Source organism: Kribbella sp. NBC_00382, assembly GCF_036067295.1.
Classification (GTDB): domain Bacteria; phylum Actinomycetota; class Actinomycetes; order Propionibacteriales; family Kribbellaceae; genus Kribbella.
This window is the reverse complement of record NZ_CP107954.1, coordinates 5,084,959-5,098,022: the sequence shown is the minus strand read 5'-3', so window position 1 is coordinate 5,098,022 and position 13,064 is coordinate 5,084,959. Positions and strand designations below refer to the sequence as shown.

At 70.5% G+C, this 13,064-nt stretch carries 9 protein-coding genes; 4 read left to right on the top strand and 5 right to left on the bottom strand.

Translation table 11 applies throughout. The features are described 5' to 3' along the window. Position 1: 1 nt before the first annotated feature. Positions 2-727 carry an SDR family oxidoreductase gene (locus tag OHA70_RS24535; protein ID WP_328321501.1) on the top strand — a complete coding sequence of 242 codons (726 nt, stop codon included), beginning with the start codon at positions 2-4 and terminating at the stop codon, positions 725-727. Here OHA70_RS24535 and OHA70_RS24530 read toward each other — a convergent pair. Next, positions 717-3,497: an ATP-binding protein gene (locus OHA70_RS24530; RefSeq protein WP_328321499.1), complete on the bottom strand. Its 2,781-nt coding sequence runs from the start codon at positions 3,495-3,497 to the stop codon at positions 717-719. The two genes, OHA70_RS24535 and OHA70_RS24530, sit on opposite strands and share 11 nt — an antisense overlap. A gap of 88 nt (positions 3,498-3,585) precedes the next feature. Further along, positions 3,586-6,348 carry an ATP-binding protein gene (locus tag OHA70_RS24525; RefSeq protein WP_328321497.1) on the bottom strand — a complete coding sequence of 921 codons (2,763 nt, stop codon included), beginning with the start codon at positions 6,346-6,348 and terminating at the stop codon, positions 3,586-3,588. Positions 6,349-6,559: 211 nt separating this feature from the next. Between OHA70_RS24525 and OHA70_RS24520 the strand changes: the two genes are divergently transcribed. From OHA70_RS24520 to OHA70_RS24510, 3 genes are read left to right on the top strand one after another with little or no spacing between them, the layout of a single operon-like run. Continuing rightward, on the top strand, positions 6,560-7,129 hold the full coding sequence (locus OHA70_RS24520; RefSeq protein WP_328321495.1) for a redoxin domain-containing protein: 570 nt from the start codon (positions 6,560-6,562) through the stop codon (positions 7,127-7,129). Further along, complete coding sequence (locus OHA70_RS24515; protein ID WP_328321493.1) at positions 7,126-8,991, top strand: helix-turn-helix transcriptional regulator; 1,866 nt, start codon at positions 7,126-7,128, stop codon at positions 8,989-8,991. Before OHA70_RS24520 ends, OHA70_RS24515 begins: the two co-directional genes overlap by 4 nt. 3 nt (positions 8,992-8,994) lie before the next feature. After that, positions 8,995-9,360, top strand: a complete 366-nt coding sequence (locus tag OHA70_RS24510) for a nuclear transport factor 2 family protein (RefSeq protein WP_328321491.1) — start codon at positions 8,995-8,997, stop codon at positions 9,358-9,360. A 6-nt stretch (positions 9,361-9,366) separates the two neighbouring features. On the opposite strand, the gene argF is transcribed toward OHA70_RS24510, so the two are convergent. The 3 genes from argF to OHA70_RS24495 are packed head-to-tail and all read right to left on the bottom strand — an operon-like array spanning position 9,367 to position 13,013. Next, a complete protein-coding gene (gene argF / locus OHA70_RS24505) occupies positions 9,367-10,383 on the bottom strand; it encodes an ornithine carbamoyltransferase (RefSeq protein WP_328321489.1) in 1,017 nt (338 codons plus the stop codon). A gap of 9 nt (positions 10,384-10,392) precedes the next feature. Further along, positions 10,393-11,652 carry an arginine deiminase gene (locus tag OHA70_RS24500; protein WP_328321487.1) on the bottom strand — a complete coding sequence of 420 codons (1,260 nt, stop codon included), beginning with the start codon at positions 11,650-11,652 and terminating at the stop codon, positions 10,393-10,395. Continuing rightward, on the bottom strand, positions 11,649-13,013 hold the full coding sequence (locus OHA70_RS24495) for an amino acid permease (RefSeq protein ID WP_328321485.1): 1,365 nt from the start codon (positions 13,011-13,013) through the stop codon (positions 11,649-11,651). Before OHA70_RS24495 ends, OHA70_RS24500 begins: the two co-directional genes overlap by 4 nt. Between the last annotated feature and the right edge of the window lie 51 nt (positions 13,014-13,064).

The window sequence follows — 13,064 nt, the reverse complement described above, 5'->3', positions numbered from 1 at the left end:
AATGAACGCACTTCTCGAAGGCCAGACCGTCGTCGTCCTCGGCGGCAGTTCCGGGATCGGGCTCGAAACGGCCCGCCAGGCAAGCCGTTCGGGCGCCGAGGTACTGCTCACCGGTCGTGACCGCGCCCGGCTCGACCGGGCCGGCGACGAGGTGGGCGCCACTCGCACGGCCCGGCTCGATCTCGCCGACACGGCCGGCCTCGAGTCGTTCTTCGCCGGTCTGCCGACTCAGGTCGACCACGTCCTGGTGACCGGCGGCGGGCCGACGTACGAGACGATCGCCGACCTGGACTTCGAGCGGGCGCGCCGCGTGCTCGACGAGCACCTGCTCGGCTCGCTCCGGGTCGCCCGGTACTCCGCCGGACACGTCCGGCCGGGCGGCTCCATCACCTTCCTGACCGGGTCCCATGCCCGACGAGCCGGTCCAGGTCTGAGCATCGCCGCGATCGCCGCCGCGTCGGTGCCCGTCATCGCGGCGAACGCGGCGGTCGAGCTGGCGCCGATCCGGGTGAACGCCGTCGCCGCCGGATTCGTCGACACACCGCTGTCGGCGCGACTGCTCGGCGATGACCTCGAGGAGCGCCGGGATCAGCTCCGGCACACCCTCCCGATCCGGCGCGTGGTGAGCGCCAGCGACGTGGCTGCGACCGTCCTGCACCTGATGCTCAACACCGCCGTGACCGGAGCGACGTACGACGTCGACGGCGGCCAGCAACTCATCTCGTGACGGCGGCCGAGTCGTCCGGGGCCCAGTCGGCCTCCCGCAGCGCGTCACGCAACTGCCGCCGGGAGCTGATCGAGAGCTTGACGAAGACCTTGCGCAGGTGCCACTCGACGGTCCGCGGACTCAGGAAGAGGCGGGCGCCGACCTCAGGATTCGACAGGCCGGCTCGCACCATCAACGCCACCTGCTGCTCCTGCGGTGTCAGCTCGACGGCGACCGAGGGCGCTGCGGGTCCGCGCACGGTCTCCCCCATCGCCAGGAGCTCACGGCGCGCGCGCTCGGCGAAGCCCTCCATCCCGATCGACACGAACATTTCGTACGCCGTGCGCAGCCGGTCGCGTGCGTCCTCACGCCGACCGGTACGACGAGACCACTCGCCGTACAGCAGGTAGGCCCGGGCAAGCTCCGGTCGTAGCCGGGTCCGGCCGAGTCGCTCGACGGATTCGTCGTACAGCTTGGCTGCGGACTCGTCGTCAGCAAGCAGCGCTCGCGACCGGGCCAGCATCCCGAGCGCCCAGTCGGTCCCGCAGGGCTCGGTCGCATCCGCGAGGCGGGCCAGGGCGAACCGGGCGACATCGCCGCTGCCGATCCGGGCCGCGGCCTCGACCAGCTCGGGCAGTACCCAGACCGAGACCCAGAGTTCGCCGATCCGCGTACACACCTCGGCTGCCTGCAAGGCCTGCTCGTATCTCGCCAATCCGTTGTAGAGCACGGCCGCTGCCCAGTTCGCGCACGTGACGCCCATCAGCTGACGGGCCGCGCCGGCCTGCTCGATGGTGGTCGTGATGAGCGGGATCGCCTCGGCTTCCTTGCCGCGCAGGGCGCTGAGCATCAGCTTGGCGTTCGGCGCGAGGGACGTGCCGGTGGCCGCGGCGGCCAGGTCCCCCTCGCCGACAATGGCATCGGCCGCGGCGAAGTCTCCCGTCCAGATGACGGCGACCCCCAACGAAATAAGGTGGATCGGCAACTCGGTCAACGCACCGGCCGCGCGCACCAGCTGCACCTCGCGGGTGTACATCGAGCGCATGAACTCGTCGTCCCAGATCGCCGCGCTCACTCCACTGGCCTGCCATCCCCAGGTGAGCACATCCCGGGCCGGCAGCTCGGCGATGGTCTTCGCGGCCTCCTGCAGGAGCGGGATCGCCACCACCCGGCCGGCGGTGACCAACCGCGCGCACCCGTCCAGTACGAGATCGAGCGGCCTCGGATCCCCGATCACCGGCGGCAGCGCCACGACCGCCCGGGAGATCTTCTCCAGGCTGTCGCGGTCGGCGGCGATCAGCGCCGCCGACCCCCACGCGACGAGATAGGTCTCCCGGGCGAAGGCCATGTCGAACGGCTCGAGTCGCCGCGCCGCCTCGAGCAACAACGGCAGCGCCTCGTTGTTCAGCCCGCCCGCGAAGGCGATCTGGCTCCGGACGAGCAGCGCCTGCGCGCCCTGGAACTCGTCCTGGGCGTCCTCGGCCGCGATCTCGGCGAAGCGGCGGGCGGCGTCCAGATCGGCGGCGTGCAGACTCGCCCGGGCCGCTGCCACTGCCCGGTCCGCCCGCCGTTCCACGTCCGTGGTGAGGGCCACCGCGCGCTGCAGGAAGGCGGCGGTAGCGGCCAGGCCGCCACGGGCCTGTGCGCGCTCGGCCGACCTCTCCAGCTCCGCGGCCACCGCCTCGTCCGGCCCCGCCGCGGCCGCCGCGAGGTGCCAGGCCCGACGATCGGGGTCGCGCCGTGGATCAGTGACCTCGGCCAGCGCGAGATGCACCGTACGCCGGTCCGCGGGACTGGCCGAGCCGTACACGGCCGAGCGGACCAGCGGATGACGGAATCTGATCCGCTCGTCGATCGACAGCAGGCCATCGGTCCCACCGTCGAGCACGGCACCCACCTCGACGCCCAGCCGCTCTGCTGCCCGCCAGGTCAGGGCGGGGTCGCCCACCGGATCGGCGGCAGCGATCAGCAGCAGCATCCGCGCGCCCGGCGCCAACTCCTCGACCCGGCGCCGGAAGCTCTCCTCGATCCGTCCCGGGACCGAGCCGGAGGTCAGCAGGCCCAGGCCTCCCGCCAGCTGAGTCGTGGTCAGTCCGCGCGGCAGCTCCACGAGCGCGAGCGGGTTGCCCCGGGCCTCGGCCACCAGTTGGTCGCGGATGCGGTGGTCGAGCCGGGCCCTGGTCGTTGCATCAAGCAACGCTCTGGCATCGCTGTCGCGCAGCCCGGACAGCTCGAGCTGCGGGAGCCCGAGCAGCTCGTCCCCGGGTTGCCGGGTACCGAAGACGAACGCGATCGGCTCGGCCAGCAGCCGGCGAGCCACGAACCCGAGTACCTGGGCCGAGGCCCGGTCCAGCCACTGGGCGTCGTCCACCACGCAGCACATCGGCTGCTCGTCGGCCGCCAGCGAGATCAGGCTCAGCACGGCCAGGCCGACCATGAAGCGGTCAGGCGGCGTACCGGTGCTGGTGCCGAACACTGTCTCGAGGGCGGCGCGCTGCGGCGCCGGCAACTCCGGGAGCCTGCTGAGCAGCGGCGCGCAGAGCTGGTGCAGCGCGGCGAAGGCGAGCTCCATCTCCGACTCGATCCCCAGCGCGCGCAGTACCCGCAGGCCCTTCGCGCCGTCGACGACCTGGTCGAGGACGGCGGACTTCCCCACCCCGGCGCCGCCCCGAACCACCAGTACGGCACTCCGGCCGGCCTGGGCCGACCGAAGCAACTCCTGGAGCTGGGCGATCTCCGCCTCGCGTCCCAACAGACCGGAACCGTCATAGGTCGTGCCACTGCTCACCATGGCCACACTCTTGCGGGCTGCCAGCAGGCTTCGAGCCGGTGGTCAGTACTGGTCTTCCGGCGAAACACCTGCCGGCAGCGGGTCGGCACTAGGCCGGCAAGATCTGCTCCCGGCTCGGAAGGGCATCTCGAAGTCCACGCCGCGAAGTGATCTCGAGCTTGCTGAACACCTTCCGCAAGTGCCATTCGACAGTGCGTGAGCTGAGGAACAGCCTGGCGCCGATCTCCTGGTTGGACAGCCCGTCCCGGGCGAGCAACGCGATCTGCTGCTCGTGGGCGGTGAGGTCGGTCCGGGTCTCGACGGTACGCCGACGCGTCTTCTCCCCCGTCGCCACCAACTCACGGCGAGCCCGCTCGGCGAATGCCTCCATCCCCATCGCGACGAAGGACTCGTGAGCGGTGCGCAACTGCTCCTGGGCGTCGATGCGCCGGCCCTCGCGCCGCAGCCACTCTCCGTACAGCAGACGGGCTCTGGCCAGCTCCGGCGCCATCGTCGTTCGCCCGAGCCGGTCGATCGCGTCGCGGTACAGCGCCTCGGCCTCCGCGCCCGTACTGATCAATGCACGTGACCGGGCCTCGATCCCGAGCGCCCAATCGGTTCCGGACGTCGTCGTACTCTCCACCAGCCGGTCGAGCGCCGCACGCGCCGAGGCGGTGTCACCAAGCCGTTCGGCTGCCTCGATCAGCTCGGGCAGCGCCCAGGCGGAGACCCATGGCTCATAGGTGTTCGCAGTGGCAACCCGGGCAGCCGTAGCCGCCAGGTCGTACTTGGCCAGGCCGTTGTGCAGGACGGTCGAGGCCCACTGGGCGGTCGTGACGCCGTGGCGCTGTCCGGTAGCGCCGGCCCACTCGATCGTGTTCTCGATCAGCGCCGAGGCCTGCTCCTCTCTGCCGCGCAGTGCCTCCATCCACAAGGCCGGGTACGGCGCGATCGGGATCCCCGTGGCCGCGGCGGCAGCATTGCCTTCGTCGATCAGAGCCGCGGCGGCCCCGAACTCACCCCGGCCGGTGAGCGCGATCGCCAGCGTGGAGATGTGGATGGGGAGCTGCCCCAGCGCACCGGCCTCCCGAACGAGCTGGACCTGCCGGGTGAAGGTCGCCAGCATGAGATCTTGGTCCCAGACGGCCGAGCTCGCTCCGGTGGCCACCCACCCCCACCGCAGGAGGTCGTTCACCGGCAGTTCCGACACCGCCACGGCCGCGTGCTGCAAGGCCGGTGTCGCGGCGGCTCGGCCAGCCGTGGTCAGCAGGGCGTAGGCCTCCAGCAGTACGTCGAGAGGCCGCGGCTCCTCCGGCTGCGGCAAGGCCTGCACCGCACGAGCGACCGAGAGAATGACGTCGCTCTGGCCTGCGAAGATCGCAGCTCCCCAAGCCATCAGGTAGGTCTCGCGAGCGAGTTCCATCGCGAACGGCTGGAGTCTTTGGGCGGCCTCCAGCAGTAGCGGCGCGGCGTCGGCGCCCAGACCGGACGCGAAGGCGAGCTGACCGCGCAGCAGGTGGGCCTGGGCGCTCTGGAACTCGTCGAGCTCGTTGCGCTCGGCGACCTCGGCGAACCGTCGTGCGGCGTCGAGATCACCGGCCTGCAAGCTCGCGCCGGCAGCAGCCAGGGCACGCCCGGCCCGGAGGTGAACGTCGCCGGTGAGAATCACGGCCCGCTGCAGGAAGGCGGCAGCAGCGGCCAGACCGCCGGTCGCTCGCGCCCGCTCGGCTGCCCGCTCCAACTCGATCGCCACCGCTTCGTCAGGCCCATCGGCCGCGGCGGCCAGGTGCCACGCGCGGCGGTCCGGGTCGAGGTGCTCGTCCGTGACCGCTGCCAGCGCGCGGTGCGCGGCCCGGCGGTCACCGGCGGTAGCCGCGCGGTAGACGGCCGAGCGGACCAGCGGGTGGCGGAAGGTAACTCGATCGTCGACCGCGAGCAGACCCTCCGTCCCCTGCCCGACCGCCGCGTCCACCGCGACACCGAGGTGCTCGACCGCGCGCCAAGTCAGGACCGGGTCCCCGAGTGGCTCCGCGGCAGCCACCAGCAGCAGCACCCGCGCCTCCTCGGACAGTTCCTCGATCCGGCTCAGGAAGCTCTGCTCGATCTGCTCAGGCACCGTGGCCGCATGCAACAAGCCGAACCCGCCGGCCACCTGGGTCGTGCTCAGTCCGCGCGGGAACTCGAGCAACGCCAGCGGGTTCCCCTTGGCCTCGGCAACGATCCGGTCCAGCACCCGCTCGTCCAGCGGCGCCTGCGTGACGGAGTCGAGCAACGCGCGGGCATCGGCGTCGCGGAGGCCCTGGACCAGGAACTCCGGCAGCCCCAGCAAGGCGTCCCCTGGATCGCGGGTCCCGAAGATCATCAACACGGACTCGGCCTGAAGCCGGCGTGCGACGAAGCCCAGTACCTGGGCGGAGGCACGGTCCATCCACTGGGCGTCGTCGACGAGGCAGACCAGCGGCCGGTCCCGCGACGCCTCGGAGAGCAGGCTCAGTACCGCCAGGCTGACCAGGAACTGATCCGGCGGAGTCCCGGTCCGTAGGCCGAAAATCGTCTCCAGCGCGGCGCGTTGCGGTCCCGGTAGATCCGGCAGCGGATCCAGCAACGGCGTACACAGCTGGTGCAGCGTGGCGAAGGACAGCTCCATCTCGGACTCGACACCCTGGCCACGCAGGATCCCGTTGCCCTCGGCAGCGGTCGCCACGTGGTCCAGCAGCGTGGACTTTCCGACGCCCGCGTCGCCGCGGACGACCAGTACGCGGCTCTCGCCCGATCGAACGGCCGCGAGGAGCTCGTCGAGCGCCGAGCGCTCGACCTCACGGTCGACCAGCCGTTGCGGACCGGACTCCGCGGTGTTCCCGACCGACTCCATCCAAGGACCTGCCTTGCCTCGCGTTGTCCTCATGCTAGGCGATGCGCGATCGGTCGTCCGCGATTCGTACGGGCCCCGCTGCCGGGCACCCCCGGGGGCGCCCGGCCAGTGAGCGCCACTGGCGCGAACCCCGGTGCCCGCGCGGCACGGTGGCACTGCGTCGCTCAGTGACGCGCCAGTACTTCGCTACCGAACTCGAGAGGCGGCTGCCATGCGCTCAGACATCATCCCCGGGGGTGTCTTCCCCGATTACCAGCTCCCCGATCACACCGAAACACTGCGCCGGCTGAGCGAGCTGCAGGGTGACGACCCGATGATCCTCACCCTGGCGCGCGGGCACTACTGCCCCAAGGAGCATCAGCAGCATCTCGAGCTGGCGGCGATGCAGTCCAAGATCGCGGTCGCCTACACGAAGGTCGCCACGATCGCGACGGACGAGCACCACACTCTCCAGGAGTTCCGTGCCTCGGTGGGCGCGTACTGGCCGTTCCTGTCCGATCCCGGCCGGATCGTCCAGCAGGACCTGGACATCCAGGAGTACACCGACCCGGACCACAACCCGATGGTCCCGTACACCCTGGTCCTCAAGCCCGGCCTCGTGATCCACAGCGTGTACAACGGCTACTGGTTCTGGGGCCGCCCGTCGACCGACGACCTGTGGCGGGACCTCCGGGCAGCCACCATGGAGATCCGGCCCGACTGGGACCTCGGTACGCCCGGGCTGCGCGCGGCCTGGGAGTCAGGCGACCTGTCCTCCTTCCACGGCTGGGACCGGCGATGAGCACTCAACTGAACGAGGCGCCGGCGGCGCCGAGCCAAGAACCGGCTGCTCCCCGGCCGGCCGTTCGCACGCTGCTCCTGCTCCTCGCGACCGAAGGACTGACCGAGGAGTGGCGGCTGCTCTCCGCCGCCTCCCTGATCCTGAGCCGCGCGATAGACGAAACAGAGGTCGAAGCACTGATCACGGCCGGCCTGGTCACTCGCCGCAGAACCTGCCTGACTCTCGTTGACGACCAGGTCGTGACCACGGTGCTCGACGCCGAGGCACCCTCAGCGGTGTCGAGAGCGCACACTGCCTGGGCGAAGGTCCTGGCCGGCGATCCACTGAACCGCGCCTGGCACGAGTCCATGGCCCATCTCCTGCCGGACCGGACAGCCGCCCGCCGGGCTCGAGCGGCTGCCCAACGGTTCCAGGCCTCGGGCCGGCACGACGAAGCAGTCGACCTGTTCGACCGCGCGGCGTGGCTGACCGAGGACCCGAGCGAGAGTGCCCAACTGCTGACTGAAGGCGCCGCCTGCGCGTTCGCGGCCGGTCTGTGGCGTCGCGCCACCGAGCTGCTGGTCACCGCGCGCCGGATCGAAACCCCTGACGAGCTGGCGGGCGTGATCGACGTACTCGAGTCTTCCTTCCTCGGCTCGGGGGATGCGATGGGCACCTGGCAACAACAGATCGCGGCCGCGAAGGTGCTGCGCGACTGGGGCCAGACATCGGCCGCGTTTGCCGTCATGGCCGCGACTCCCACTCATGCGTGGGGCGACCTCGGTACTACGCCAGAGCGGTCAGCCCCACCCACCGGACGGGCGGGAGCAAGAGCGCTGGCCGGCCTCGTGACCCTCAACACGGGTTCGGTATCGCTGTCGCTCCCAGTACTCGAGCGCGCGGTCCAGGAACTCGAGGCCAACGGGGAGCACGGTGCAGCCGCCATCGCTTTGGCTCTTGTCGGCGAAACGGCCGCTTGCCTGGGACAAGTGTCGACCGCGACGGCCGCTCTGCTCCAAGCCAGGCAGCTCAGCTCCGAGACCGTCCAGCCCCGCTGGCTGGAACGCGTCGCGTTGGCCACCTCCCTCCTGGGCGCGCGACGGGGGCAGTACGTGCCGCCCGAGTCCGGCATCCTGCAGAGCGCGCTGCTCTCGGGTTGTCCCAATCGCCGCGACCGGGCCGAGCTGATCCAGGCCGTGGAGCTGCTCGCCCACGACCGATGGGTCGACGGCTACGACATCCTCGTCACCCTGGTCGACCGTCCCCGAGCGTCGATTCGCGTCCTGATCGCCTGGGGACTGCTGAGCCATCTCGCCGACGCCGCGCTGCACACGGATCGCGTACCGCGAACTCGCGCGCTGATCTCCGCCCTCGCGGACACCGAGGGGCTCTTCGAGAACGACATCGCCCTCGCGGAACTGTTGTACGCAACGGCCGTCCTCAGTGACCAGGCCCACGCGGACACCAGCTACGAGGCATTGCTCTCGCACGACCCGGGGCGATGGCCGTGGCTCAGTGCCCGGTCGCACCTCGCGCGGGGCAAACAGCTCCGCCGGACCCGGCGGGCCTCCGACGCCCGGCGCCATCTCGTCACCGCCCAGCGCATGTTCACGGCGATGGCCTCACAGCCGTGGGAACGCCTCGCCACCCATGAACTGCGGGCCTGCGGCGTACGGCGTACCGGTGGATCGATCGACACGTCGCCGTCGCTGCCGCCGCAGGAACTGGAGATCGCGCGAATGGCCGCGCGAGGCCTGACGAACAAGGAGATCGGGACCGTGCTCGCACTCTCGCCGCGAACGGTCGGCGCTCACCTCTACCGGATCTTCCCGAAGCTGGGCATCACCAAGCGCATCCAGCTCGCGTCGGCGCTGGAGGCCTGAGCAATGACGAAGCAAACCGCCATCGAAGAGCACTGGCGCGCGTCCGAGAGCGGGGATGTCGAGGCTGAGCATGCGATCTACGCGGTGAACGCCGTGCTCGAGTACCCACAGTCAGGTGAGCGTTTCCGGGGCCGGGCGGCCATCGCGGCTCAGCGGGGTGGTCACCCCGCTGAGCGGCACTTCGCGGTCCGACGCATCGTCGGCAGCGGCGACCTCTGGGTGAGCGAGTGCACGATCTCGTACGACGGGGTGCCGACGTACTCGGTCTCCGTGATGGAGTTCGCGGACGACGCGGTCGTCCACGAGACCCAGTACTTCGCGGACCCGTTCCCCGCGCCGGCCTGGCGAGCCGCGCTCACCGATCAGTGACTCCGATCAGTCGACCAGGCTCGAGACGAGGACGGCCTTGATGGTGTGCATGCGGTTTTCTGCCTGCTGGAACACCACTGAGGCCGGCGAGCTGAAGACGTCGTCGGTGACCTCGGCGCCGGACAGTCCGTACCGCTCGTGCACACGCTGTCCGAGCTCGGTCGAACTGTCGTGGACGGCCGGCAGACAATGCATGAACCTCGTCGTCGCCTTGCCGGTCGCCGCCATCAGCTCCGCGGTCACCCGGTACGGCCGCAGCAGCTCCACCCGCTCGTCCCAGACGGAGTCGGGCTCGCCCATGCTCACCCAGGTATCGGTGTAGATGACGTCTGCGCCGATCACCGCGTCGGCGGCATCGCCGGTGACGAAGGTGTTGCCGCCGGACAGTACGGCCAGGCCAGCGGCCAGCCGACGGACGTCCGCAGGAGGCTGCAGCGCGCCGGGGGCCGCGATCCGGACGTCCATGCCGAGCATCGCGCCGGTGACCAGGATCGAGCGCGCGACGTTGTTGCGTCCGTCGCCGATATAGGTCCAGGAGAGGCCTGTCAGGTCCGGCGAGATCGTTTCGCGGATGGTCAGGACGTCGGCGAGCATCTGGGTCGGGTGCCACTGGTCGGTCAGCCCGTTCCAGACCGGTACGCCGGCGTACGCGGCCAGCTCCTCGACGGTCTCCTGGGCGAAGCCGCGGAACTCGATCCCGTCGTACAGGCGGCCGAGGACCTGCGCGGTGTCCGCGATGCTCTCCTCTCGCCCGATGTGACTGCCGTCAGGGCCGAGGTACGTCGTACTGGCGCCTTGGTCGGCCGCCGCGACCTCGAAGGAGCAGCGGGTCCGGGTCGAGGCCTTCTCGAAGATCAGCGCGATGTTCTTGCCGGTCAGCCGGCGTACCTCGCGTCCTTCGGCACGCGCGGCTTTCAGCTCGGCGGCGAGGTCGACGAGCGCCAGGAAACCGTCCCGGCCCAGTGACGACTCAGTCAGCAGCGATCCCGGTGCCGGCGTCAGCCGATCGGCAGTAGTGGTCATGGGTCCTCCTCAGATCGGGTCGCGGCGGATCGGGCAGGTCATACACCGCGATCCCCCTCGGCCACGGCCGAGCTCGCTGCCGACGATCGGGAGCACCTCGATCCCGTGGTCCGCGAGCAGTCGGTTGGTATCGGTGTTGCGCTCGTAGCCGACGACGACGCCGGGGGCGATCGCCAGGTAGTTGTCGGCGTCGTTCCACTGCTCCCGCTCGGCGGTACGCCGGTCCTGCACCGCTCGCAGCACCCGGATGTCGTCGCGTCCGAGCGCCTCGGCCAGCGTGCTCTCCAGCCCGGACAGCTCGGTCACCTCGGGGCGGTCCGGGTCATCGGTCGGCGTGAGCTGCCAGATCCGGACGCTGTCGGTGTCGAAGTACGGGTACGCCACGAAGGTGGCGACGTCGATCATCGTGAGGACCGTGTCGAGATGCATCGCGGAGCGCGCCTTGGGCAGCTCGATCGCCAGCACCCGGTGCGCGCTGTGCGAGGCGAACAGACTGCGTGCCAGTACTTCGACGCCCATCGGGGTCGTGCGCTCCCCCATGCCGACCAGCACGGTGTCGTGGTCGAGCACATGGATGTCGCCACCCTCCATCGTCGCGGGCGCGTGGTCGAGCTCGTCGTCGCCGTAGTGGACGACGAAGTGCCCGGCCTCCCGCGCCGCGGCGAAGAGCGGGTGGTACCGGTAGACGGTCCGGGTGTGCAGGGATTCGCGCCGACGGGCCGGCCTGGCCATCGGGTTGACCGTGGCGCCGTGGCCGATCCAGGCAGTGTTGTCGCGCTGGAAGAGCGTGTTCGGGACCGGCGGGATGACGAAGTCGTCGACGCCCTGGGTGGACCACACCAGTCCGGACCAGCCGAGCGGTCGCAGGTCCGAGGCGACCACGCCGCCGATGAGCAGTTCGGCCAGGCCGGCGGGGTCCGTGTCCGCCAGCAGGCCGCGCAGATCGCGGGCCAGCGCCGGGCCGAACCGCTCATCGGTACAGGTACGCTCGATCGCGAACGAGCGCCCCTCGTCGCCGGCCAGTGCCTCGGCCAGCAGGGTGGCGAAGTGGTGCACACGTACTCCGCGGGACTCCAGTACGGCGCTGAACGCGTCGTGTTCCTCGCGCGCCTTGTCCGCCCACATCACGTCGTCGAAGAGCAGACCGGGCGCGTTGGCCGGAGTGAGGCGGTCGAGCTCGAGGCCGGGGCGATGGACCATCGCCTCCCGGAGTACGCCGACCTCGGAGTGGATGCCCACGCTGAGCGGGGCCCGGACGTCAGTGGTCATTTGCTGGCTCCTTGGCCGATCACGGTGGGGGTGACTTCGCCGTACTCGCCCTTGCGGGCCTTGTGCCAGACGTAGACCGGCACTCCGAGGAGGAGACCGAAGACGCCGTAGTACACCGCTGTCGCACCGCTGCCCTGGAGGGACCAGAAGGAGAAGACCAGGGCGAGCAGACCGACGGTGAGATCACGCGCGAAATGCAGCGGGCGTCTCAGGTGGGCCTCGGTGGCGAGCCAATAGACCTGGGCCGCCGCGGAGAACAGGTACGGGATCACCGAGGTAAGTACCGACAGCAGCACGACCGTGGTGAAGACCTGATCGAACGAGGTGTAGCTGACCACGGTCAGCAGCGTGGCGAGAACGGTCGAGGCGACGATGCCGAACGCCGGTACGCCGCGTCGGCTCTCGCGCTGGAACACCGCCGGGAAGACCCCGTCCCTGGCCGCCGCCTGCGGCATCTCGGCCACGATGAGGGTCCAGCCGACGAGTGCGCCGAAGCCGGACACGACCGCCGCGACACCAACGGTCTTCCCCGCCCAGCTCCCGCCGAAGATCGCATCGGCGGAATCGGTGAACGGCGCGGTCGAGCCGAGCAACTGCGCGTGCGGCACCGTGCCGAAGACCGCGAGGGTGCCGATCAGGTAGACCACGGCACAGGCGAGCGTGCCCAGTACCGTCGCTCTGCCCACGTTGCGCTCGGGATCGCGGACCCGGCCGGCCGCGACCGAAGCGGTCTCGATGCCGAGGTAGCTGAACAGCGCGATCGCCCCCGCGGAGCTGATCGCGCTCCAGCTGGACCCTCCCGACGCGTTGAACCGGCCGAAGTTCACCCGGCTGATGGCGAACAGGCCGATCAGCGAGACCAGCAGCAGCGGCACGAACTTCAGGATCGTGGTCACCACCTGGAAGGCGGCGATACTGCGCAGCCCGGCCAGGTTGACGATCGCGGGCAGCCACAGGCCGGCGACTGCGATGAGGATCGACCAGGTCCGGTCGTGGCCGGTGTTCCAGAAGACCTCGACGTACCCGACCCAGGCCACCACGATCGCCGCGTTGCCCGCCCAGGCGGTGATCCAGTAGCTCCACGCGTTCAGGAAACCGGCGAACTCGCCGAACGCGTCCCGCGCGTAGATGTACGGGCCGCCGGAACCCGGCAGCCGGGTGTTCAGCGAGCGGAAGGTGAGCGCCAGGGCGATCGCGCCGACGGTGACGAGCACGAACGCGACCAGCGAGATCGGACCGTACGCCGCCAGCGCGCCCGGCAGGGCGAAGACCCCGGTGCCGATCACGGAGCCGACGACCAGCGCCGACGCGGACGCGAGCCCGAAACCCTGCCTGGCCGGCGAGGACGAGGTGGTGCCCATGGCATTCCTTCCAGCTGACTGGCGAAACCGGACCTCCAACGTACGAAGGGC

What these genes read in the sequence shown, in the direction of transcription:
- OHA70_RS24535 (WP_328321501.1), top strand. Translation starts at nt 2, where the DNA reads ATGAACGCACTTCTCGAAGGCCAGACCGTCGTCGTCCTCGGCGGCAGT.
- OHA70_RS24530 (WP_328321499.1), bottom strand. Translation starts at nt 3,497, where the DNA reads ATGGTGAGCAGTGGCACGACCTATGACGGTTCCGGTCTGTTGGGACGC.
- OHA70_RS24525 (WP_328321497.1), bottom strand. Translation starts at nt 6,348, where the DNA reads ATGGAGTCGGTCGGGAACACCGCGGAGTCCGGTCCGCAACGGCTGGTC.
- OHA70_RS24520 (WP_328321495.1), top strand. Translation starts at nt 6,560, where the DNA reads ATGCGCTCAGACATCATCCCCGGGGGTGTCTTCCCCGATTACCAGCTC.
- OHA70_RS24515 (WP_328321493.1), top strand. Translation starts at nt 7,126, where the DNA reads ATGAGCACTCAACTGAACGAGGCGCCGGCGGCGCCGAGCCAAGAACCG.
- OHA70_RS24510 (WP_328321491.1), top strand. Translation starts at nt 8,995, where the DNA reads ATGACGAAGCAAACCGCCATCGAAGAGCACTGGCGCGCGTCCGAGAGC.
- argF (WP_328321489.1), bottom strand. Translation starts at nt 10,383, where the DNA reads ATGACCACTACTGCCGATCGGCTGACGCCGGCACCGGGATCGCTGCTG.
- OHA70_RS24500 (WP_328321487.1), bottom strand. Translation starts at nt 11,652, where the DNA reads ATGACCACTGACGTCCGGGCCCCGCTCAGCGTGGGCATCCACTCCGAG.
- OHA70_RS24495 (WP_328321485.1), bottom strand. Translation starts at nt 13,013, where the DNA reads ATGGGCACCACCTCGTCCTCGCCGGCCAGGCAGGGTTTCGGGCTCGCG.